The sequence below is a fragment of the Lactobacillus sp. YT155 genome (genome assembly GCF_030504545.1).
Classification (GTDB): Bacteria; Bacillota; Bacilli; order Lactobacillales; family Lactobacillaceae; genus BQUT01.
In genome coordinates, this window is sequence record NZ_JAUKWP010000001.1 from 1 (window position 1) to 22,780 (window position 22,780).

29 protein-coding genes, 1 other RNA gene, 1 pseudogene, 1 riboswitch and 1 other annotated feature are annotated in these 22,780 nt (G+C 36.1%); of the genes and pseudogenes, 1 reads left to right on the forward strand and 30 read right to left on the reverse strand.

What is annotated here, in order from left to right:
* From Q2T76_RS00005 to Q2T76_RS00120, 24 genes and pseudogenes are all read right to left on the reverse strand, one after another.
* Nucleotides 1-1,688 (reverse strand): annotated as a pseudogene (locus tag Q2T76_RS00005) (hypothetical protein); the annotation flags it as partial.
* Between the two features lie 140 nt (nt 1,689-1,828).
* Nucleotides 1,829-2,377, reverse strand: a complete 549-nt coding sequence (locus Q2T76_RS00010; RefSeq protein ID WP_302082912.1) for a folate family ECF transporter S component — start codon at nt 2,375-2,377, stop codon at nt 1,829-1,831.
* Between the two features lie 36 nt (nt 2,378-2,413).
* A riboswitch (THF riboswitch) is annotated at nt 2,414-2,508 on the reverse strand.
* A 46-nt stretch (nt 2,509-2,554) separates the two neighbouring features.
* Entirely contained in the window at nt 2,555-2,803 is a 249-nt protein-coding gene (locus tag Q2T76_RS00015) for a hypothetical protein (RefSeq protein WP_302082913.1), read from the reverse strand.
* 71 nt (nt 2,804-2,874) lie between these two features.
* The gene (locus tag Q2T76_RS00020; RefSeq protein ID WP_302082915.1) at nt 2,875-3,609 is read right to left on the reverse strand and encodes an acyl-[acyl-carrier-protein] thioesterase; all 735 of its coding nucleotides are present in this window, start codon (nt 3,607-3,609) and stop codon (nt 2,875-2,877) included.
* Between the two features lie 9 nt (nt 3,610-3,618).
* Complete coding sequence (gene rsmI, locus Q2T76_RS00025) at nt 3,619-4,476, reverse strand: 16S rRNA (cytidine(1402)-2'-O)-methyltransferase (protein WP_302082917.1); 858 nt, start codon at nt 4,474-4,476, stop codon at nt 3,619-3,621.
* Between the two features lie 10 nt (nt 4,477-4,486).
* The gene (locus Q2T76_RS00030) at nt 4,487-4,822 is read right to left on the reverse strand and encodes an initiation control protein YabA (protein WP_302082918.1); all 336 of its coding nucleotides are present in this window, start codon (nt 4,820-4,822) and stop codon (nt 4,487-4,489) included.
* A 19-nt stretch (nt 4,823-4,841) separates the two neighbouring features.
* The gene (locus tag Q2T76_RS00035; RefSeq protein ID WP_302082920.1) at nt 4,842-5,774 is read right to left on the reverse strand and encodes a DNA polymerase III subunit delta'; all 933 of its coding nucleotides are present in this window, start codon (nt 5,772-5,774) and stop codon (nt 4,842-4,844) included.
* Nucleotides 5,775-5,784: 10 nt separating this feature from the next.
* Complete coding sequence (locus tag Q2T76_RS00040) at nt 5,785-6,108, reverse strand: cyclic-di-AMP receptor (RefSeq protein ID WP_302082922.1); 324 nt, start codon at nt 6,106-6,108, stop codon at nt 5,785-5,787.
* Nucleotides 6,109-6,120: 12 nt separating this feature from the next.
* Nucleotides 6,121-6,762, reverse strand: a complete 642-nt coding sequence (gene tmk, locus Q2T76_RS00045) for a dTMP kinase (RefSeq protein WP_302082924.1) — start codon at nt 6,760-6,762, stop codon at nt 6,121-6,123.
* 99 nt (nt 6,763-6,861) lie between these two features.
* On the reverse strand, nt 6,862-7,080 hold the full coding sequence (locus tag Q2T76_RS00050) for a YaaL family protein (RefSeq protein WP_302082925.1): 219 nt from the start codon (nt 7,078-7,080) through the stop codon (nt 6,862-6,864).
* Between the two features lie 2 nt (nt 7,081-7,082).
* Nucleotides 7,083-7,682 (reverse strand): recombination mediator RecR, encoded by a 600-nt coding sequence (gene recR / locus Q2T76_RS00055; RefSeq protein WP_302082927.1) that lies wholly within the window; start codon nt 7,680-7,682, stop codon nt 7,083-7,085.
* A gap of 2 nt (nt 7,683-7,684) precedes the next feature.
* The gene (locus Q2T76_RS00060) at nt 7,685-7,990 is read right to left on the reverse strand and encodes a YbaB/EbfC family nucleoid-associated protein (RefSeq protein WP_302083876.1); all 306 of its coding nucleotides are present in this window, start codon (nt 7,988-7,990) and stop codon (nt 7,685-7,687) included.
* Between the two features lie 21 nt (nt 7,991-8,011).
* A complete protein-coding gene (dnaX, locus tag Q2T76_RS00065; protein ID WP_302082929.1) occupies nt 8,012-9,709 on the reverse strand; it encodes a DNA polymerase III subunit gamma/tau in 1,698 nt (565 codons plus the stop codon).
* Between the two features lie 91 nt (nt 9,710-9,800).
* An RNA gene (gene ffs / locus Q2T76_RS00070) (signal recognition particle sRNA small type) lies at nt 9,801-9,888 on the reverse strand.
* A 30-nt stretch (nt 9,889-9,918) separates the two neighbouring features.
* The gene (locus Q2T76_RS00075) at nt 9,919-10,428 is read right to left on the reverse strand and encodes a nucleoside deaminase (protein WP_302082931.1); all 510 of its coding nucleotides are present in this window, start codon (nt 10,426-10,428) and stop codon (nt 9,919-9,921) included.
* Entirely contained in the window at nt 10,418-11,023 is a 606-nt protein-coding gene (locus tag Q2T76_RS00080) for a class I SAM-dependent methyltransferase (RefSeq protein ID WP_302082932.1), read from the reverse strand. The genes Q2T76_RS00075 and Q2T76_RS00080 overlap by 11 nt, the downstream gene beginning before the upstream one ends.
* 84 nt (nt 11,024-11,107) lie before the next feature.
* Entirely contained in the window at nt 11,108-11,476 is a 369-nt protein-coding gene (gene rplL, locus Q2T76_RS00085; RefSeq protein ID WP_302082934.1) for a 50S ribosomal protein L7/L12, read from the reverse strand.
* 47 nt (nt 11,477-11,523) lie between these two features.
* Entirely contained in the window at nt 11,524-12,027 is a 504-nt protein-coding gene (gene rplJ, locus Q2T76_RS00090; protein ID WP_302082936.1) for a 50S ribosomal protein L10, read from the reverse strand.
* A 93-nt stretch (nt 12,028-12,120) separates the two neighbouring features.
* Nucleotides 12,121-12,234 (reverse strand) — a sequence feature (ribosomal protein L10 leader region).
* Between the two features lie 36 nt (nt 12,235-12,270).
* Nucleotides 12,271-12,957 carry a 50S ribosomal protein L1 gene (gene rplA / locus Q2T76_RS00095; RefSeq protein WP_302082938.1) on the reverse strand — a complete coding sequence of 229 codons (687 nt, stop codon included), beginning with the start codon at nt 12,955-12,957 and terminating at the stop codon, nt 12,271-12,273.
* Between the two features lie 100 nt (nt 12,958-13,057).
* A complete protein-coding gene (gene rplK, locus Q2T76_RS00100) occupies nt 13,058-13,483 on the reverse strand; it encodes a 50S ribosomal protein L11 (RefSeq protein ID WP_302082939.1) in 426 nt (141 codons plus the stop codon).
* A gap of 126 nt (nt 13,484-13,609) precedes the next feature.
* Nucleotides 13,610-14,155, reverse strand: coding sequence for a transcription termination/antitermination protein NusG (gene nusG / locus Q2T76_RS00105; RefSeq protein ID WP_302082941.1), 546 nt, complete (start codon nt 14,153-14,155; stop codon nt 13,610-13,612).
* 95 nt (nt 14,156-14,250) lie between these two features.
* Complete coding sequence (gene secE, locus Q2T76_RS00110; RefSeq protein WP_302082943.1) at nt 14,251-14,433, reverse strand: preprotein translocase subunit SecE; 183 nt, start codon at nt 14,431-14,433, stop codon at nt 14,251-14,253.
* A 22-nt stretch (nt 14,434-14,455) separates the two neighbouring features.
* Complete coding sequence (gene rpmG, locus Q2T76_RS00115) at nt 14,456-14,605, reverse strand: 50S ribosomal protein L33 (protein ID WP_302082944.1); 150 nt, start codon at nt 14,603-14,605, stop codon at nt 14,456-14,458.
* Nucleotides 14,606-14,662: 57 nt separating this feature from the next.
* Nucleotides 14,663-15,226: a hypothetical protein gene (locus tag Q2T76_RS00120; protein WP_302082946.1), complete on the reverse strand. Its 564-nt coding sequence runs from the start codon at nt 15,224-15,226 to the stop codon at nt 14,663-14,665.
* Nucleotides 15,227-15,439: 213 nt separating this feature from the next.
* Between Q2T76_RS00120 and Q2T76_RS00125 the strand changes: the two genes are divergently transcribed.
* Nucleotides 15,440-15,955 (forward strand): dihydrofolate reductase family protein, encoded by a 516-nt coding sequence (locus Q2T76_RS00125; RefSeq protein WP_302082947.1) that lies wholly within the window; start codon nt 15,440-15,442, stop codon nt 15,953-15,955.
* Between the two features lie 25 nt (nt 15,956-15,980).
* Here the strand turns inward: Q2T76_RS00125 and rlmB are convergent, their stop codons facing one another.
* The 6 genes from rlmB to radA all read right to left on the reverse strand — a co-directional run bounded on the left by rlmB (nt 15,981) and on the right by radA (nt 22,780).
* On the reverse strand, nt 15,981-16,751 hold the full coding sequence (rlmB, locus tag Q2T76_RS00130; RefSeq protein ID WP_302082949.1) for a 23S rRNA (guanosine(2251)-2'-O)-methyltransferase RlmB: 771 nt from the start codon (nt 16,749-16,751) through the stop codon (nt 15,981-15,983).
* Between the two features lie 18 nt (nt 16,752-16,769).
* Complete coding sequence (locus Q2T76_RS00135; RefSeq protein WP_302082951.1) at nt 16,770-17,183, reverse strand: Mini-ribonuclease 3; 414 nt, start codon at nt 17,181-17,183, stop codon at nt 16,770-16,772.
* Complete coding sequence (cysS, locus tag Q2T76_RS00140; RefSeq protein ID WP_302082953.1) at nt 17,183-18,598, reverse strand: cysteine--tRNA ligase; 1,416 nt, start codon at nt 18,596-18,598, stop codon at nt 17,183-17,185. The genes Q2T76_RS00135 and cysS overlap by 1 nt, the downstream gene beginning before the upstream one ends.
* A gap of 150 nt (nt 18,599-18,748) precedes the next feature.
* Complete coding sequence (gene gltX / locus Q2T76_RS00145; protein ID WP_302083878.1) at nt 18,749-20,233, reverse strand: glutamate--tRNA ligase; 1,485 nt, start codon at nt 20,231-20,233, stop codon at nt 18,749-18,751.
* A gap of 15 nt (nt 20,234-20,248) precedes the next feature.
* Nucleotides 20,249-21,385 (reverse strand): PIN/TRAM domain-containing protein, encoded by a 1,137-nt coding sequence (locus Q2T76_RS00150; RefSeq protein ID WP_302082954.1) that lies wholly within the window; start codon nt 21,383-21,385, stop codon nt 20,249-20,251.
* Nucleotides 21,386-21,406: 21 nt separating this feature from the next.
* Nucleotides 21,407-22,780 carry a DNA repair protein RadA gene (gene radA, locus Q2T76_RS00155; RefSeq protein WP_302082956.1) on the reverse strand — a complete coding sequence of 458 codons (1,374 nt, stop codon included), beginning with the start codon at nt 22,778-22,780 and terminating at the stop codon, nt 21,407-21,409.

Below are 22,780 nucleotides of genomic sequence, written 5' to 3' on the forward strand. Positions count from 1 at the left end.
AAATCTGCTCCTAATTCAAAAGTACCACCATTACTGTCATACTTAACCCATTTATTTTCTATAGCACCAATATCTGATGGTAATGCTCTACCAAATGATCTTTGGTCACTTACTGAAGTTAGAACATCAGTCATCTTGTTGTCAGCATCTTTAGCTGGTACAACTGGAATTGATGGAATTACTTGCGCATCTTTTGATGTTCCAGCTTTAATTCCTGAATAGTTAGGAACTAATGCAGGTGCGAACTGTCCAAAGACAGTCACAGGATCAACTGTGTTAGCTGTTCCATTATCGTAACCAATGTTATTTCCTAAGTCACCTGCTCCAGGAACATTAGTTGTTCTATCAGCAACGTTGTTCTTTTGTGCCGTGTTATTTACAAAGATATTACCTTTATATGCACCAGCAGAATAGTTAAGTCCGTATCCAAATCCACCAATGGCTCCACCATCATATTTTGCTGTATTTCCAACAAAGGTGTTGTTAGTGAAATTAACCAAAGCAGTTTGTTTTGCAGTCAATGCACCATTAGCATATAACTGAATAGCTCCACCACTGTTGACAGATAAGTCACGTCCGTAAGCTTCATTACCAACAAATGTATTGTTAGCAACATTAATGCCACCAGTAATCGTAGAGTTTGTTTGAATCAACATTGCTCCACCATCATCTGCAGCAATATTCTTATTAAAGGTATTACCAGAGATATTAATGTTATTACCTTCAACAACATTAAATAAAGCAACAGCTCCACCGTCTGCTAATTTAACATTTCCACCGGTAGCATCTTTTACAGCTGTATTTCCTTCAAAATAATTATTTGTCATTTCAATGGAAGCTCCAGCTTTAGGTGAGAACATATAAACCGCTCCACCTTCTCCACCGACAGTAGTTCCTAGTGCATCAGTATGATTACCAATAAATCTAGAGTTACTTAGCTTGAAACTACCAAAAGTTGATTTACTTGCAAGAGCTCCACCAGAATATCCTGGTCCAAAAACTGAGTTACCTTCAAAAGTCGAATTAGTAATATTAGTATTACCAAAGAAGTAAATTGCAGCACCATCATCATAACTTGAGAAATTGCTGAATTTAGCATTATCAACATTCAAAGTTCCAGTATTATCAAGAACAGTAAGTGCTCTAGCATTAGAAAGATTAGCGCTGTCATCAAAGTTGATGTTTTGGAATGTCAATGAACCACCAGTAAAAATTCTTAGGTTGAACATTATGAAGTCGCCACCTGGTGTCAACGTTTTGTTTCCACCATCGATTGTAACTTTGGCAGTACTTGTTGTCTTCAATTCAGTTGTGGCTGGAATTGAAGTTGGGAAGCTGCTTGATAAAGTAATAGTTGTATCAGATGTAGCAGCAGAAACAGCAGCAGCCAATTCTGCTGGTGTTGATACAGAAATGTTAGCACCAACTAAAGGTGCTTTTTCTTTTTGAGTGTCTTTTTGGATAGCTGGTGCATCCAATAAACCACCATTATCTTTTTGATCTACTGATTGATCATCATTATTAGTTGTATCATCAGTAGCACCTGGTGTTTTGTCACCATCAACAACAGTACCTGTCTTAGGTGTTGTGTCATTTAGGACTTGATCAGTCGCTAAAACATTTAAAACGGGCGTCAAAGTTCCGACTGTAATTAATCCAGTCAGTAAGATAGACGTTCTTTTTTTCATATTCCCCATCTCCTCCACTGTTTGAGATATTAGTTTTCATAAATATAAAGCATACTTATGTAATTAATTAAACCATGAATTGTCTAGGTTAGTCAATGCTTATAGAAAAATTAAGTAAATAAAAAAGGCCTCTTGGCCTTCTATTTAATTCGATTAAACTTTGAACGATCAACCCATCCAAGTACTAACCACAAAAGAATTGTTTGAATCGGAATGGTAATCAATTCTTTTGGCAATCGGATGAAGAACATCTTTATAAACAGATCAGGAATTTTACTAAGATCAGACGATCCCATCATACTAATCCAGAGAGTTGTAAAGAACATATTAATAATTACTACTATTAAAACAACTACTAACAACATTCTCCAGAACGTAATCTTTTTTTGATATAAGATTAACCCATAAATCATCCCAGCAATTCCTGCGGATAAAGTGAATCCCCAGAAGAATCCCATTGGATCTGGGAAAATAGTATTGGCAATGATATCTGATAATACGGCAGCAATAAATGCTTTAAACGGTCCAAAGTAATAACCAATCAAAGCAGTTGCTATCGAACCGAACCCTACCTTTACTACATTGTTACCTAGAGTCAACTTATTCAAAATAATCTGTAATGCAATTAATACTGCAAGCCACGTCAATTCTCTAACGTGAAAAGAATTTGTTTTTGCAACATTTTTCATTACGGACACCTCCTTTTCAGAGCTGCCACCAAAAAAAGTGGCGAATGCGGAAATAAAATCGCGAGCCAACTCTTCGTCCGATGTTCACATTCCGTTCCATCAGCACTTGACGCTTTATTTCCTACTCCATTATTTTAAAACTACTTCATGTTAACACAAAAACACGGGTAATTTATCTTATTCTTCTCTAAAATCGTGATCATAATCGTCGTTTTGATTACGACGGTTATCACTATATACTTCTTGACGTTTTCTTCTTGGCCATAAAAAAGCTAATAGTGGTAACACAATCAAGAAGAACCACCAGAAACGGAAGAAAAAGCTAATCAGAAATACTACTAGTAAGATTGGAAAAACAATTCCAGCAACATTTCTAAAAAATGTAAATGTCAAGAATGTTAAAAACAGAAACAATAAAAAGCCCATTAATTTTCTCCTTACATGAATTGAGCATATTGTACTACTTCAAATAGTTTTTTAAAACAAAAATAACTTGGCTATTGCCAAGTTATCTTTAAGTCTGCATTTCGGTTTTCTTCTGTTTGAATTCGATGATATGTCGTTAACTCCTCACCATCTTCAATTTTGACAAATGATTCCGGTGTATCACCGTAAACCAATTCATTTTCATATTTAATATCAACGGTCTTAATTTGATGTTGGCTCAAGAATTCAATATCTAAGTTATCTAAAGCCCAGTCAAAGTAATAAGCATTGTTCACATGTTGATTAATATCGATATTGTAGTAGCCTATATGAATTTCACGTCGATTATCTGTAAAGTCAGTCTTCTTAACTCGAGGGAATTTTTCCATTCCTTTTAATTCAACTGATCCCAATGGTTCAACAACATCAGCAGTAACCTTAATCACTGAACGTTCTTTTAGATCAATCAGTACCCAAATTGAATTAATTCTTACTAATTCATTGCCGGCTTCATCTTCAATCCAAAAATCACGATAACAGAAGAACTTATTGTAACTTTTTGCTTGAGTGAAGATTTCAACTTCTTCATTCACTTTTGGCATTCTGGTGACTTCAATATGATATTGAGTTACCACCCAACCTAATCCTCTCTCAGCCATACTGTTTCCATCCAACTTCAACGAATTAAGTTGATTCTCAGAAACTAGTAATCCTAAATTCAAAACTGATGATAGACTCATTTCACCGTTCTTATTGGTGAAGAAGAATGGTACTTTATGTTTTTCAGAATAGATGCTTGCTGTCATAATAACTCCTTATAATTCATGGTAAATGTCGTAAACTTTGTTCTTTGGCTGATTGATTAATGTAGATACTTCTTTAATCGCATCCTTAGGTTTTTGTCCTTGATTGACTAATGCTTGAACTTTAGCAGCAATTTCTTGATCTGACAAGTCGAGTTCTGCTTCAACCTTACCCGCAATCAAAATCACAAATTCGCCTTTAGGTTCATGTTCAACGAAATAATCACTTACTTCTTCGATTGTCCCTCTGACAAATGATTCATGAATTTTGGTCAACTCACGAGCTGCTACAACTTCACGATTAGAATCCAATATTTCTTTTAAGTCGTTCAAAGTCTTCACAACTCGAAATGGCGATTCATAGATAATTGATGTTTCTTGCCGATTAGTCAAATCTAGTAATTCAGCTTGTCGTTGTTTTCCTTTACGAGTTAAAAAGCCATAGAAGTAAAACGGTTGCGGTTCTAAACCAGAGGCAATTAAGGCTGTAGTTGAAGCACTAGCGCCCGGTAATGCTACAACTGAAATATTCTCTTCAATCGCTGCTTGTACCAGTTCCTTGCCGGGATCAGAAATACTTGGCGTTCCAGCATCAGACACTTGAGCAATATCCATCCCGGTTTTTAATTTCTCAATTAATTCAGGAATTTTTTGGGCCTTATTATGTTCGTGAAAACTTGTTTGTTGCGTAGTTATTTCAAAATGATTGAGTAACTTCTTAGTATTACGAGTATCCTCAGCTGCAATTAAATCAACTTCTTGCAATTGTTTCACTGCTCGAAAGGTCATGTCTTCTAAGTTACCAATTGGTGTTGGAACTAAAAAAAGAGACCCAAATGAATTATCATGAAAACTCTTTTGTTCATTCATTCGTTGTCCCTCACTTTACTTTGCTATTATCCTTAGTTCGATAGATGATTTCCAAGCAAAAAGCACATTCCTCATCATCCTTTCGACGTGCACCATACATTGGTTGGCAGACGTGATAGCCCTTCTCATAGAGCTTCTCTAAGTTTTGATGAGCTTTGGAAAAATCACTTAGACTTTCATCTTTATTATTAAATTTTTCGCGAAGATTTTCGTTTTCAATCTTTAGCTCCGCATTTTCAACCAAAATCTTAGAAATCTCTTTTTGCATTTCTTTCATTCGTTCACTTAATTCACTGCTTTGTTTTACCAACTGTTCAAAATCTAGAAAATAATCTTTTTGTGTCATAGAATTTTCCCTTTTTTATTTAGTCCAAAGTCAATGATTCTAAACATGCTTGAAAACTGACATTGCTCTTCCATTTTTGCACTGTACCAAGATAACTGTCGATTTGTTGTGTTAACTTAGGTACGGTGAGGTTAGGATTCACATCAGTTCCTAAAATGACTTGTTTTTTTAAATCATATTTAAATGATAGCTCATCACTGAATAGTTTTTCAACAATACTCCAAAATAATTCTTGTTTTTCTCGGCTATCAACTAGATTTTTGATTTTACTTTGTACGTCAATAAAGGCGATTGCGTCATTATTTTCGTATTTTTTGAACCAATTAATTGTCACTTCCAAGAAGTGTGAAAATTCCTCATCAGACATTTCTTGAACATTTTTTAATTCCGTCGTCGCTTGGGCAATTGCCATGTTCTTTTCCGAAAAGCCTTGTTGACTCAATTCGGTTGCCAAACTGTTTTGATCATCAGTCGACAACGTAAAGGACTGAACACGTGATAAAATCGTTGGCAAAATTTGATTCTTAGAATCAGTCAACAAAATAATCAATACTTGTCCCTCAGGCTCTTCAATAAACTTCAATAAATTATTAGCAGCTTGAGCAGTTAACTTTTGAGCATCATTAATAATGAGAACTTTGACATCCCCTTGAGTTGTCGAAGTTGACATGGCTTTTTTGTAATCTTTGACCTCATCGACACCGATACTTCTTTTATCGTTTTTGATTTCCAAAACATCAGGATTATCATTCAAATCAATCGTTTGGCAGACACTACATTCTAGACAAGGTAAATTGTCATGTAAATTCGGACAAAATTGTGATTTCACCAAAAATAACGCCAATTCATGGCGTTGTTTATAGTTACCACCCTCAAACAAATAAGCATGGTTGAGGCGGTTTGAATTCAAAATTTGTTGAAACTCTTGCACAATTTTTGTATCTAATGACATTAGTTTTCCTTTAGAATCTGTGGAAACCTTCAACAGGAAGGATGAACACAGTTGCTCCTCCAACTTGGACTTCAATTGGAGCTTGAATAGCTGCATCAGCAGTCATACTGATTGGTGGAGTCATGAATTCTTGTCTAGCATGTGAAGTTTCTTTAATAATATCTAACACATCTTGGACTTTTTCATTTTCAACACCAATTAGAAAAGTTGTATTTCCTGCTCTTAAAAAACCACCGGTTGATGACAATTTTGTAGCACGCACATCAGCGTTAGTGAAAGCATCCCCCAATTCAGCACTATCTTTGTCTTGAATAATTGCAACGATCATTTTCATGATATCGTCCTCCTAGTTAAAAAGATTTGGAAATTTGGTTATGATTAATTCTAATACATCTTGAGCAACTTGTAATGTATCTTGATTGGCATTAATTACTTGAATCCGATCAGGACTTTGCTCTTGAAGTTTCATGTAAGTATCACGAACTCGTTGATGAAACTCAATTTTTTCTTTCTCTAAACGATCTTCAGTGCCAGAACGATTTGATTTAATTCGATCTAATCCCACTTCAGAAGGGACATCAAAATAAACTGTTAATTCTGGCATAGTTCCTTCAATCGCAAAATCATTGATACTGGTAACTGCGTCAACACCAATTTGACGTCCACCACCTTGATAAGCGATTGAAGAATCAACAAATCGATCACTGATAACAATTTTATCTGCTTCAAGATTTGGCAAAATAATGTCGATTAAATGCTGACGACGCTGAGCAGCATATAATAACGCTTCGGTACGGTCATCCATTTCTAAGTTCTTAACATCTAAAATCAAATCGCGAATTTTCTCAGCAATTGGTGAGCCACCCGGTTCACGTGTTGCTACAATTTCTTTCTTTGCTCTCTTTTGAAGTTCCGGTAGAACCGCATTCAATGCTGTAGTTTTTCCAGCTCCATCAGGACCTTCAAACGAAATAAAAACCCCACTCATAAAATAATACCTCTTTCATATACTTACCATTTTACTTTAAAAAGGATATGTATTAAATACATATCCTTTAAAATCTTTTTTATTTAATTTCTTGAGAACTTACTGAATATTTGCTTTTACTTTTTGTAAGCGAGCTTGTCGATATAAGAAACGATATTTAGCTTCCTGTGTTTTCAAATCTACCAACGATTCCTGAGAAATATCGACAGCATGGTCTTGAATTGCATGGAGGTTATTAAGTCTTGCTTGTACTTTATTAATATCAGCAAGTAAGCGACTGTCTTCTTGTTGTTTATAATCTTTCTTCTTTCCAAACATCCCTATAACTCCCTTCGTCCTGAAACGGCTCTTTGTAATGTCATTTCATCAGCATATTCAATATCTGCACCAACCGACAATCCGTGTGCCAATCGTGTCACTTTGATTCCTGCCGGTTTGATTAGTTTTGAAAGATACATAGCTGTTGATTCGCCATCTGGAGTTGCGTTAGTAGCAATGATAACTTCGTTGACTTGCGAATTATCTTTCAAACGATTTAATAGTTGTTTGATATTTAACTCATCTGGTCCGATACCATCAATTGGTGACATTACTCCACCTAAAACATGGTACAACCCATCATAAGTGTTCATCTCATCGAAGACCATGATATCTCTTACCTGTTCAACCACTAGAATGGTGGATTGATCACGACTCTTGTCTTTACAGATATCACAAATATCGTCTTCGGTAATATTTCCGCAAATTGAACAAAACTTGAGCTTGCTCTTAGTATCTTGCAAAGCTGCTGCAAAGTCATCTACGGTTTCTTTATCCATATTTAATGTGTAAAAAGCTAAACGAGTAGCAGTTTTTTTACCAATTCCCGGTAACTTCATAAAACTGTCAATCAATTTAGCAATTGGTGTTGGATATTGCATAATTATAGTCCTTTAGTGTATTTTCCTAGTTTTTCTTCGGTGGTTTTAGCAATTTGTTGTTCACCATCGTTAATTGCCATGATTAATAAATCTTGAAGCATATCTGGATCTTCTGGATCAATAACTTTTGGATCAATTTGTAAGTCAGTTACTTCATGTTTTCCATTAATACTTACTTTGACTAAATCATCGGAAGCAACGCCAGTGAAAATTTGAGCGTCAATTTCGTTTTGAGCTTCAGTCATTTGTTTTTGCATTTGTTGAGCTTGCTTCATCATTTGTTGCATGTTACCAGGTATTCCGGGCATTTTTTTCATTATATATTTCTCCTAGTCTTCCTTGATAGTAATATTGTCACTTCCAAAAAGATTTTCAGCTAAACTAACTGCTTTAGTTTCTTCTTTTTCGGCAACTGGTTGGTCTTGGGTTTCTTCATCACTAGTCATCTCATCTTGATGTTCTTGAAGATATTCTTTTCGAATATCAGGCCACTGACTTTCGGCAACTGGAACAATATCAAGATTTTTCTTAGTGAGTTTGCCTAAATTATCTTTTAGAGTATCTAACAACTCTTGATCTTGGGTGACTTTTTCAAACCATAGCGCATAGTCAAATGAAACCACAATCCCATTATCACTAGCTGCCACTGGCTTAGAGACATTCATCATCGCTTGTTGAGTAATTGGCAACATCTGCATCATATCAGGCCAAATATCTCTAACTTCGTTGAGATCATCTTTTGTAGCACCGTTTAAGATAGTGAAGACAGCAGTCTTGTTAACAACCTTAGCTTTTTTAGTCTTAGTCTTTGGTTTTGCAACCGGTGCTGCTTGAGTTGCCACTGGCGCATGTTTAACTTGTTCTTGAAGCTGTTCAATTTGTTTTTCTAAACTACTGATTTGTGATTGTAATTGTGGTGATTCAACTGGAGTAGTCTCAACTTGTTCACTGATTTCTTCACAAGATTTCACCGTCATAATTTCCAAATAAATATCAATTTGATTAGAGTTCTTCAAGTTCTTTTGGGTATCAGAAACAGTATCAACAATTTTAAATAAACGGTCTTGGGTGAAAGCATTTTGCATATCATTGAGCTCATTTAACATAGTTGCTTGTGAGACTTCATCAGAGTTTCCTGATTTAACTAGAATCAAATCACGACATAAAGTGATGATGCTCTCAGTTAAGCGTTGTGCTGAACGTCCAGAAATCAAGATATCATTTAACTTTTTCAAAGCACTGGCAGTGTCATGATTAGCAATATCTTTAAAGTAATCTAGTAATTGATCATTTCTTAGTGAGCCAGTAACTTGTAAGGCATTAACCAAGGTTAATTCATTGTCACCAAAAGAAATGGCTTGATCAGCAATGCTTAAAGCATCACGCATTCCACCTTCGGCAGCAACCGCAATCGTTTCAATTGCTTGCGAATCGTATTTAACATCTTGATCTTGTAAAACGAATTCCAAGCGACTGATAATTTCACTTTTACTAATACGGCGAAAATCGAAGCGTTGCGTTCTAGAAATAATTGTTGCTGGTAATTTTTGTGGTTCCGTTGTTGCCAAAATAAAGACAACCTTAGCTGGTGGTTCTTCCAATGTTTTTAGGAGTGCATTAAATGCTCCTTGAGATAACATATGAACTTCATCAATAATATAAACTTTGTATTCAGCTTGCGTTGGGGCATATTTTGCCTTATCACGAATGTCACGAATTTCTTCAACACCATTATTTGAAGCGGCATCAATCTCGATAATATCATTTAGACGGTTTTCATTTGCATCACGACAAATTTCACACTCATTACAAGGTTCGCCATCTTTGGGATTCAAACAATTAATTGCTTTTGCTAAAATCTTGGCACATGAAGTCTTCCCAGTTCCTCTAGGTCCACAGAACAGATAAGCATGACTAGTGCGTTTGTTTGCCACAGCATTTTTTAAAGTTTTGGTAATTACATCTTGTCCCACCACACTACTAAAATCTTGGGGACGAAAAACTCGATACAATGCTTGATATGCCATCTAATGACTCCTTAAATAATCTAATAAGATAATTATACTTTACTTGAGCTAAATAAAAAACTCCTAGCCGTTTGGGCTAAGAGTGTTAATTTCTAAACATAAGGCACATGGTGCAACCTACTTAGTGCTGCTTTCTTCCGAACCTGACACGATTCGTAAGAGCATCATTGCCTATGGCCTTGCGGCAAATACTATAGTATCAAAAAACACTAAGAATTTCCATCTTTTGCTTTATTTTTTTGGCGAATTTCTGAGAAAAACTCTTGCAAGATTCCGCCGCATTCATCTGCCATCACATCTGAAATTACATCTGCTTGATGATTGTATCGCTCTTCATTTAACAAATGATTAATTGAATCGACCGAACCAGCCTTAGGATCCTTGGCCCCGTAAATCACGTTAGGAATGCGACTATTGATAATTGCACCCGCACACATTGGACAAGGTTCCAGAGTAACAAACAACGAAGTATCTTCTAGTCGCCAACTTCCTTTCACCTGACACGCTTGTCGGATAGCTTCCATTTCCGCATGAAAAATTGCATCTTGTAATTCTTCACGACGATTATAACCTGTAGCAATCACTTCTTTGGTTTCGTTATCAACTATCAATGCACCAATTGGCACTTCACGTGTTTCTTTGGCAAAGTTAGCCAATTGTAACGCTTCATTCATATATTTTTTCAGTTCATCTGGAGTAAAAATCTCATTAGTTTTCATAATTGGCTTTGAGGATATAATATCCCTTATCTTTCTTTACAACTTCGACATTGTTAAAAGTTTCTTGCATAAGTTTTTTAACCGAAGGTGCTCCTTGTTTTTTCTGAATTACCACCCAGATTGAACCACCATCAATTAAGTGCTTGCTGGCATCACTGACCATCGCGGAAACAATCTCTTTACCTGCACGAATCGGTGGATTAGTTAGAATAGCCGCGAATTTCTTTGAAATCTTGTCATATACCGAAGATTCAATTATTTCAACATTTTCAATGTCGTTGAGTTCAGCATTCGTCTTTGCCAACTCTAAAGCCCGCTCATTAACATCGGACATCGTGATTTGACGGTCGGGAAATTTCTTAGCAATTGAGAGTCCAATTGGTCCATAGCCACAACCTAAATCCAAAATCTCACCTTCTGGTATAACGGATTCATCAAAGGCTGATATTAAAACTCGTGAGCCAAAATCAACGGTGTTCTTGGAAAAAACACCGTTATCACTTTGGAATTTCAGTTCATTATCCAGTAAGGTAAACTTCCATTCTTTAATATTATGTTCTGAATTTGGATTTGTTTCAAAATATTGTTCTGCCAAAAGTTCTCTCCAATTTGTCTATTCTCTTCAGTTTACTAGAAATTAGACAACAAAAAAAGCCTTTAACAAGGCTTTTTAATTTAATTATTTAAGGTTAACTGTAGCGCCAACTTCTTCAAGTTTTGCTTTCATTTCTTCAGCAGCGTCTGTAGCTACACCGTCTTTGATAACTGATGGTGCGTTATCTACTAAGTCTTTAGCATCTTTCAAACCAAGACCTGTGATTTCACGAACAGCTTTGATAACTTTAACTTTTTCGCCACCCACTTCAGAAAGTTCAACATCGTATTCGTCTTTAGCAGCTGCTGCACCAGCGTCAGCTGCACCAGCTGCAGCTACAGGAGCTGCTGCTGTTACATCAAATTCTTCTTCGATTGCTTTAACTAATTCGCTCAATTCCATGATTGAAGCGTCTTTTAATTGATCAATAATTTTGCTTGTGTCTAAAGCCATTTTTAATTTCCTCCATTTTAGAAAATGTTATTTTTTTAATTTATAAATTATGCTGCAGGTTCATCTTTACTATCAGCAACTGCCTTAACTGCATAAGCAACGTTTCTGACAGGAGCTTGAAGTACTGATACCAACATAGACAATAGTCCATCGCGTGATGGAAGTTTTGCAAGTGCTTGAATGTCAGCAAGTTCTGAAACTTTACCTTCAATCATTCCACCTTTGATTTCCATTGCTTCTACTTCGTTTGCATATTTGTCAGCAATCTTAGCAGGAGCAACAGGATCTTCGTTAGAATATACGATAGCTGTTGGTCCTAAGAATTTGTCTTCCAAACCATCAAAGCCAGCTTTTTCAGCTGCACGTTTCAAGATTGAGTTCTTGATAACTTGCATTGATGCTTCGCTTTGACGTAATTCAGCACGCATTTCAGTTACTTCAGCAACTGTTAAACCAAGATAATCAACAATGATTACTGATTTTGCATTCTTAAGAATTTCTGCTGCTTCATCAACAGCGGCTTCTTTTTTAGCTATGATATCTTTATTCAAATGTTTTACCTCCTATAAACGCGCTCCGATTACCAGAATTTTTCCGGTACTCATCACGCTTGATTTTATTATTTTCTACTTGAGGATTTAACCCGAGATAATAAAAAACTCCGCGCCCAAGGGCACAGAGTTATCATCGATAAACTGGCCTCGGCAGGTTATTAAGACTTTCGTCACCTGAGTCTTCGGTAGAATTAATATTAATAAATTATCACTAATTTAACTTCAAGTCAATCTAATTTCTTAGGCTTCTGGGTTAATTGTAAGACCAGGACCGAAAGTAGATGTCATATTGATACTCTTAATGTAAGTACCTTTTAGTGATGCAGGACGAGCTTTTACAACTACGTCATACATTGCTTTGAAGTTTTCTGCTAACTTATCAGCTTCGAAAGAAATCTTTCCGATTGGTGCATGGATTAATCCATTAGCATCAACACGGTAAGCTACTTGTCCAGCTTTGATATCATTAACAGCTTTTTCAACGTCCATTGTAACTGTACCGGTCTTAGGGTTTGGCATCAAACCTTTAGGTCCAAGTACACGTCCAAGTTGTCCTACTTTAGCCATCATTGGTGGTGTAGCAACAACAACGTCAAAATCAAACCAACCATCTTTGATCTTATCAACAAGATCATCTGAACCAACAAAATCTGCACCAGCAGCTTCTGCTTGTTTTGCTTGGTCTCCTTCAGCAAACACAATCACTTTTTGAGTTTTACCGGTACCATTTGGTAACACGATTGCTCCACGTAATTGTTGGTCTGCTTGTTTAACATCAAGGTTAAGGTTGAAAGCAACCTCAACTGATGCGTCAAATTTTGCAAAATCAATTTCTTTTAGTAATGTTGCAGCTTCTGTAGCTGAATATGTTTTATCAGCATCTACTTTTTTTGCTGCTTCGATATATTTTTTACCATGCTTAGGCATGCTAAGTTCCTCCTTGCTTTGTGGTCTAATGGAGTTTTACTCCTCCCACTTGTTAGAAATGTTTTCACATATCTTGTAAAACTACGACAATACTTTTGAATTAACCTTCGACAGTAAATCCAATACTACGCGCAGTACCTTCAACCATACGCATTGCAGATTCAACATCTGATGCATTTAGGTCTTTCATTTTGGTTTCTGCAATTTCGCGAACTTGATCTTTTGTCACGCTAGCAGCTTTTTCAGTTTTGGGATTTCCAGAACCTTTTTTAACACCAGCAGCCTTCATTAATAATGTTGCGGCTGGAGGAGTTTTAGTTACGAAATCAAATGAACGATCTTCGTACACAGTGATAACAACAGGAATAATCATTCCAGGTTGATCAGCTGTTCTTGCATTAAAATCCTTTGTGAAAGCAACGATATTGATACCAGCTTGACCTAGAGCAGGTCCAACTGGTGGAGCTGGAGTTGCTTGTCCAGCAGGAATTTGCAATTTAACAATGTTTGCAACTTTTTTAGCCACGGTACATACCTCCTTTGTTCCGTGATGTGGTTTTAATGAGGATCACAATTTCCTCTCCCACAGTGCGCCTAAAACGCACTTTAATAGTTTAACACGGTAGAAGTTGATTTTCAATATGATTAATTACTATTGTTTATCAACAAAATCGTAGTCTAATTCGGTGTTAGTCAAACGACCAAACATATCGATTTCTACCTTTAACTTCATATGTTCGTCATCAACTTCAGTAACTTTTCCAGTTAATCCTGAGAAAGCTCCTTCAACGATAGTTACCATTTCACCAACAGAGAAGTCAGTGTCATGGTTTCTTCTACTTAATCCAGCACTGTGCAAGATGTTATCTACTTCATCTGGCAATAATGGAGCTGGCTTACTTCCGGCACCGTGACTACCAACGAATCCAGTAACACCTGGAGTATTACGAACAACGAACCATGATTCATCAGACATTACCATTTCTACCAGAACATATCCTGGGAAAGTCTTCTTCATTTCGGTTTTTGTTTTACCATTTTTTGTTTCTGTTTCTTCTTCTTCAGGAACGATAGCACGGAAAATATGATCTTCCATTCCCATTGATGTTGCACGGGATTCGATATTTTCTTTAACTTTATTTTCATATCCAGAATAAGTATGTAAAACAAACCATTGTTTCAATGTTTCTTCAGCCATAAATGTTCTCCTATTTTTAAACAAAATAAAAAAACCTCGGTTACAAGGTTTTTCTCTAACAAGACAATATTACCAAAAATTTATTTTTTTTCAAATTATTTAGAAACAAAGTTATTAATTAGAAGCAAGATAAGCGCATCAATAGCAGCAAAGAATATTCCGTACATAAGTGAAGTCATGATAACAGTCCATGAATCACGACGAGTTTCTTTGGCTGTTGGCCAAGTGACAAGTTTCATTTCATCTTTTACACTACCTAAAAATTTAAATAATCTCATTTTATTATTACCCTCAATTACCTTATCTAGTTTCCTTATGCATTGTGTGTTTACCACAGTGCTTACAAAACTTCTTAACTTCTAATCGATCTGTTCGTGCAGGATTCTCAGTTACAGTGTAATTTCTTGAACCGCAAACACTGCAGGCTAATGCTATTTTTCTTAATCCCATAATATCACTCCTACACTTATTAACAAACAATAAGTATAGCCGGGATTGGCACAGTTGTCAATTAGCTAGATAGAGTCGCAATTTCTTTTTACATTTATACAATGCCGAACGAATTTGATTAATACTAGCATCAATATCTTCCATTTTTTGTTGTCCTAATAACATTTTAAAAACTTCAAGTTCAGTATAATTCAGTTGCTTAAAAAATTCTGTTAAATCAATTTTTCTGCTAAAAGTATTGGCACCTTTGTTTGAGCCGACAAACCTACCATCAAAAGCATCAGCAATAACCGTTCCTTCAAAGGAACTAGCCTCTTTATTAATTCTTCTTTTCAATGCCAACTCACGTCGTAATAAACTACGGGCATGATTCTCCAATCTCATCTTATAGAAGTTACCGAACTTTGAACCCTGTTCTCCTTTATAACGAAAACAAGTTTCATGGCACACGATTAGAAATTCTTGTCGCCAGTCATCTTCATCAAAATCTCTGATGAAGTATCGATTCATAATCGATTCTGTGATAGGCAAAAACTTGTGATACAAAATTCTTAAAGCTTCGGAACTATTCTCATACTTCACTTGGTTTACCAATTCTAAATCATCAAAATTATTTTCCATGTTTTTCCCTTTCACACTTAATATTTTAAAAATACACATAAATCCAGTAACTATTAAGCGAACGAATGTTTATTAGACACTTGATTTTTGTGTTATTAGACTGCTTTTATATACTTTTTCATGAAAAGCAAACACGTTTTTACAGAATCTAATAACTTTCATTTTTTAAAATAAACAGGTAGCATGAATTTATTAATTCAAAAGGAGCTCACTATGCGAAAAGTTCTTTTTTATGGGGCAATTAGTCTCGACGGTTACTTAGCCGATAAGCAGGATAATCTTGATTGGTTGTTGAACAGCGACTTACAAGGAAAATCAACTTACGAGGATTTCATTTCTCATGTTGATACTTTAGTAATGGGACACAACACCTACCAAGAAACCAAGAAGATTCTTGACGGTGAACCATTTTATCCAGAACAAAAAATTTTTGTTTTCAGTCACTCTCAAGCTAGTCTCGACGATGCCACTGTAGTCAAAGGTGACGTAGCTAAATTCATCAACCAACAAAAAGAACTTGCGGGGCAAGATCTTTGGATTGTTGGCGGTGGCCCCATCGTTCAACCATTAATTGAGGCTGATTTAATTGACGAATGGCAAATCCAAATTGCTCCGTTCTTGTTAGGAAATGGTAAGCGCTTGTTTGAACCTGGTGACTACTTTAAAAAATTAAAATTAGTCAATACCACTAACCTCGGTGAATTAACTGAATTACATTTTAAGAAATAAAAAAGACAATCCTAAGATTGTCTTTTTATTTTCTTCTGGAATTGAAACCTTGATACATCAGAACACCTGCCGCTACAGATGCATTTAAGCTTTGGACATGTCCGACCATTGGAATCGTCAACATTTGATCCATTTGTTTTTTAACTACTGGCGAAATTCCTTTTCCTTCGTTACCAATGACCAGTCCCACATTGCCTTTGGCATTCCAGTTAGTGAAATCTTCACCATTCATATCAGTTCCGAAGAACCACATGTTTTTCTCTTCTTTAAGTTTCTTAATCGTATTAACTAAGTTGGTTGCTCGAACTACTGGAACATGTTCGATTGCTCCAGTGGAAGTTTTGGCTACCACTGACGTTAACCCTGTCGCGCGATGCTTAGGAATGATAATTCCGTGGACACCAACTGCATCTGCTGTTCGCAAAATTGAACCTAAGTTATGAGGGTCCTCAATACTATCCAATACTAAGACAAACAAATCCTCATTCTTCTTACTTGCTAATTCATAAATATCTTCTAGTTGGGCATATTCATAAGCTGAAATACTAGTGACAACACCTTGATGATTTCCGTTGTCAGTTAAGTTATCCAGTTTGTTCTTAGGCACCTCTTGAATTACTAATTTATTACCTTTAGCAGCTTTGAAGATTCTCGATAGTTGTTCACTATGAAGTTCTTTTTGTAAGAAAACTTTGTTTACTCTTTGACTTGCATCATCGCTATTTAGGATTTCCATAACAGCATGAATGCCAAAAATGAACTCAGCTGTTTCATCACGATTGATATCTTTTTCCATTTTCTCACCTAACTCTTTTTAATTTAAATGATAGTTCTTCGTTGCACCTGCTTCGACTTTTTCAATACACCAATTAGCTAGTTCATCAAGGCGATCATTTTGTTCCATTAATGATAAGTAGCCAAAGACCGCTTCAAACCCTGTTGACATATGGTAAGTCACAATACTGGTATTCTTGGCCTTGGTATTCACGCGAGCGTTACGACCTCTTTTATAAACGGCCAATTCATCCTCAGTCAAAAAATCCTGCTCTTCCATGATCATGATTAAGGCTGCTTGAGCTTTTGCCGAAACATAGTTTGTAGCGTTTTTTTGAAGTGCGTTAACCTTAGTTATTCCCTTACTCAACAAGTATTTTCGGATATACACTTCATACACCGCATCACCCAAGTAAGCTAAAGTTACTCCATTTAATTGTTCATATATATTCATTAATTTTCTTCCTTGTGATAACGAGTTCCATTGGGAGTATCTTCAAGAATAATTCCTTGTGCCTTTAATTCATCACGAATTCGATCACTCTCAGCAAAATTTTTATTTGCTCTGGCAGCATCTCTAGCTGTAATCATTTCTTTAATTTGCGCATCTACATCACTTGCTTCAGTCAACTCAATTCCAAAGACCCCAGTCAAGTCTAATAGTGTTTCCTTCAAGAATTCTAAGTCCCCAACAGCAACTTTGTTTTCTTCAAGATAATTATTGATAATTTTCACTAAATCATAGATAGCAGTGATTCCGTTTTGCACATTGAAGTCGTCATCCATACTTTCGACAAATGCCGACTTAATATCACCAACACTGGTTTTTAGTTCCGGATTCTCAGAACTATCATTAGTGTCGTTTTGTAGACGATAATTTAAATTATTAAAACTAGTTTTAATACGATTTAAGTTTGTTTTGGCATCCTCAATGTTCTCATCAGTATACTGCAAAGGACGACGATAGTGAGTTGTGGCCATAAAGAAACGAATTACTTGAGGATTAACGGTCTTAATCAATTCATGAACCGTAATGAAGTTTCCCAACGACTTGCTCATTTTCTCCGCATCTGCACCAACAGTGACAAATCCATTATGCATCCAATAATTGGCAAACTTCTGTCCGGTCTTAGCTTCACTTTGAGCAATTTCATTTTCATGATGAGGGAATTCCAAATCCTGTCCGCCACCATGAATATCGAAATTATCACCCAATAAATCCGTTGACATTACTGAACATTCTATATGCCAACCCGGACGCCCTTTCCCCCAAGGAGAATCCCAACTAATTTCTTCTGGCTTAGCTGCTTTCCAGAGAGCAAAATCAATGGGATCTTCTTTGATTTTTAATTCTGAGGAAGTAACATGTTGGCTCGCACCTTCTTCAAGGTCATCAATATTTTGTCCAGAAAGTTCTCCATAATTAGCGAACTTTCGGGCACGATAATAAACATCCCCATTAACTTCATAGGCATAATCTTTGGCAATTAAGTCAGCAATAAAATCGATTATCTTAGGAATATATTGAGTAGCACGTGGATTCTTCGTCGCTGGTTGAACATTCAAAGCCTGAGTATCTTCCATGAAAGCAGCAATATATTTATCGGCTAATTCAGGCACAGTAATTCCGTCAGCTTTTGCTTGTTTAATCATTTTGTCATCAACATCAGTGAAGTTAGAAATATAGTTCACTTGATATCCACGATATTCAAAATAACGACGGATGGTATCAAAGGCTACCACTGACCGAGCATTTCCAATGTGGATGTAGTTATAAACAGTAGGACCACAGACATACATTGACACTTGATTAGCAACTTTAGGAACAAAGCGTTCAATTTGATTGGTCATTGTATTGTAGATTTTCATTAACGGTCCTCCTAGACTTGATTCAATGGTTATATTCTAACAAAAAAAACTAGAATTATCTTTGTAAACTTAATCATAAGTTTAAACCGTACTATAAAAGAACAAAATAAAAAGAGTGACTTCTAAGAAGTCACTCTTTTTTATTACACTCTAAAATTGTCCTAATGTATGTTCCAAGTGTTTAATTGCTTTTTCTTTTCCTAGCAACTCAATTGCCTCTGCAATTCCTGGGCCATGCATTGATTGAGTAGTAGCAATTCTAACAGGCATAAATAACTTACGTCCCTTAACGCCACTTTCTTCTTTTGTATCATTAATTGCTTGCATAATTTGAGGTGCGGTAAATCTTTCTAATTCACTCAATTTTGTCTTGAAAATTTCTAGCATTGGTTTAGCATCATCTGCCACCAATTCATCAAGTGCTTCTTGACTGAGAGCTTCTGGTTCTTTCAAGAAGATTGATCCAAATTCTGACATTTGAGCTGTGTAACTCATTTGTTCAGTGAAGAGACTTACCATTTGGCGAATCCATTGAATGGTTTTAGCATCTGGATTCTTTTCAACTAAGCCATCATTAATCAAATCATTCAATGACAAGTCAGTTAAGGTACTCAAGTCAGTCTTTCTAACATATTGGTTATTGACCCACTCAAGTTTCTTTTGATCAAATTTCGCCGGTGACTTACTCAAACGTTTTTCATCAAACATCTTGATTAGTTCTTTACGGTTGAATATTTCATCTTCTCCCACTGGAGACCAACCTAGTAAAGCGATGAAGTTAAACATTGCATCTGGCAAATATCCTAATTCTTTATACTGTTCAATGAATTGAAGAATTGATTCATCACGCTTACTCAACTTCTTACCAGTTTCAGTATTGATGATAAGTGTCATATGACCAAACTTAGGTGCTTGCCAACCGAATGCTTCATAAATCATCAATTGCTTAGGTGTGTTAGCAATATGATCATCACCACGAAGGACATGAGTGATTTCCATTAAATGGTCATCAATTACTACCGCAAAGTTATAAGTAGGCATTCCATCACGTTTTTGGATAACCCAATCGCCACCGATAGTATCAGAATCGAAACTGATATTTCCTTTAACAATGTCGTCAAATTCATAAACAGTGTCAGCAGGAATTCTAAAACGAATTACTGGAGTGATACCAGCGGCTTTTTTCTCAGCTTGAACTTTAGCAATTTCATCATCACTCATACCAGCGTATTCATATTCGTAGTGAGGCATTTCGCTACGAGCTTTTTGTTCTTCACGCATGGCTTCAAGTTCATCTTCGGTCAGATAAGATTCATATGCCAAACCACGTTCCAATAATTCATTGATGTATTTAACATAGATATCTTTTCTTTCTGATTGACGATATGGTCCGAAGTCTCCACCAACATCTGGACCTTCATCCCAATCCATTCCCAACCATTTAAGGTTTTCCAGTTGAGATTTTTCTCCATCAGTTACGTTTCTCTTTGTATCAGTATCCTCAATTCGAATAATGAACTTGCCCTTGTTATGACGAGCAAATAAATAGTTGAATAATGCAGTACGTGCATTACCTATATGTAAATGTCCTGTTGGACTAGGTGCATATCTTACTCTAATTTTGTCAGTCAAAATTAATACTTCCCTTATTTATTTTTTATTGTTCTTTTGATTGTCGTCTTTTTTCCCGTTAATACCTTTAGTTGAATGTTTTGGTTTCGCAAAAATCATTCTACCAGCATCCGTTTGCAAAGCACTGGTTACAATTACTTCTAATTCTTTATCAATAAAGAATTTACCGTCTTCAACTACGACCATGGTTCCATCTTCAAGATACGCCACACCTTGTTGACGTTCGGTACCTTCTTTAATAACTGTAACTTTCATTTCCTCACCAGGAATAACCGTTGGCTTCAAGGTTCTAGCTAATTCGTTAATATTCAGAACTGGAACTTTTTGGAATTCACTAACTTTATTTAAGTTGTAGTCGTTAGTAATAACGATACCATCAATTGTTTTAGCTAATTTCAAGAGTTTCATATCAACTTCAGCAATGGTATCGAAGTCACCTTCATAGCTCTCCATATTGATAGTTTTATCAGCACGCATTGTATTTAAGATATCTAATCCCCGACGTCCACGTTCACGTTTGAGCGCATCGGTTGAATCAGAAATCAATTGTAATTCATGCACCACAAAGTTAGGTACTAAGATAGTTCCTTCAAGAAAACCGGTTTTAGCAATCGCATAAATTCGACCGTCGATAATCACCGAAGTATCAAGAATCTTGTATTGATAGAAGTCTTTCTTCTCTACAGGCTTGATGATTTCGCCAACATCTTCACTTTCGGTTTTTTTACGACTTGTGAATGCTTTGGTCAAATCACCAATTCTTCTTGTTCCCACTCGGAATCCTAAGTATCCAAAAGTTACCATTAAGATGACTGGAATAGCGATACTAAAGATAGGACCTCTCAGACTGTACAAAGGAATTGAAATAATGTTAGCTAAAACTAAACCAACAATTAATCCCAATATTCCAAACACTAAATAACTGGTACTTAATTCGTTTAATCGCTTTTCCACGCGATCGACAATACTGATGATAGGATTGGTAATAATCAATGAAATCAAATAAAAAATGATGGCTCCAATAAGTGCGTTGACGATTCCAAGATTTAGCCATGTGTATGTTAAGTTAAATTGCATCCATAGTAATGGTAGAACTGCAGCTCCAATACCAATTCCTACAAAGACTGTCAAAATTCTAATAACACGTTTTTTCATCTAATATTGTCCTCCTTTCTTTTAAAATATTTTTTTAATAGCTTCTGCAATGGTGCTTACACCAATAATTTCAATTTTAGTATTAGGACTCCATTTATTCAAATTATTTTTAGGAATCATAATCTTTTCAAAACCAAGTTTTTCTGCTTCGGCAACTCGTTGAGAAATTCGATCAACACTTCTAATTTCTCCAGTCAATCCAACTTCGCCGACAAAACAGGTTGATGAGGCAATACCCTGATTTTTATAACTAGAAACAATTGACATCGCTATAGCCAAATCAATTGCCGGTTCATCTAATCTCACACCACCAGTTGCCTTCAAATATGCATCTTGGTTTTGTAATAAGATATTAGCACGTTTTTCTAAAACTGCCATGATTAAGGCTACTTTGTTACTATCCAATCCCGAAGCTGTTCTTTTAGCATTGCCAAAGACTGTTGGACTAATCAAGGCCTGAACTTCAACTAAGATCGGACGAGTTCCTTCCATAGAAACCACTACTGCTGAACCGTTAGCATCTGCTAAACGCTCTTCTAAGAAAATCTCTGAAGGATTATCAACTTGAGCTAACCCTTCTTCTTGCATTTCAAAAACACCAATTTCATTAGTTGAACCAAAACGATTCTTCACCGAACGTAAAATTCGATAACTCTGATGATTGTCACCTTCAAAATACAAAACAGTGTCAACCATGTGTTCCAAAACTTTTGGTCCAGCAATCGCTCCACCTTTAGTAACATGTCCAACAACAAACACGGTAATGTTTTGTTGTTTAGCAATATTCATTAATTCAGCAGTTACCTCCCGAATCTGCGAAACGCTCCCAACAGCTGAGGTAATTTCTGGTTCATCCATCGTTTGAACCGAATCAATAATTAGATAATCAGGATTGAGGTCATTAATTGCATTTCTGATTTCAGACATATCGGTTTGTGGATAGATATAAAGATTATCACCACTAACCTCTAGCCGATCTGCACGCATTTTAATTTGTGAAGCGCTCTCTTCACCAGACACATACAAGACTGTCCCACCAGTCTGTTGAAGTTGCCCTGATACTTGTAGTAAGAGCGTTGACTTTCCAATACCAGGATCGCCACCAATCAACACTAAAGAACCCGGAACAATTCCGCCTCCAAGGACACGGTTTAATTCCGACATACCAGTCTTAACTCGAGTTTCTTCTTGGAAAGTTACTTTTGTAATTGGCTCGGGTTCAATATTTTTCGAATTTTCTCTACGACTTGGCGTTGCCTTTGTGCTTAATGTTTCATCTTGAATTCGTTCTTCAACTAATTGATTCCAAGCACCACAATTAGGACAACGTCCGAGATATTTGGGTGAAACATAACCACAATTTTGACAAACAAATTGGGTTTTAACTTTGGCCAA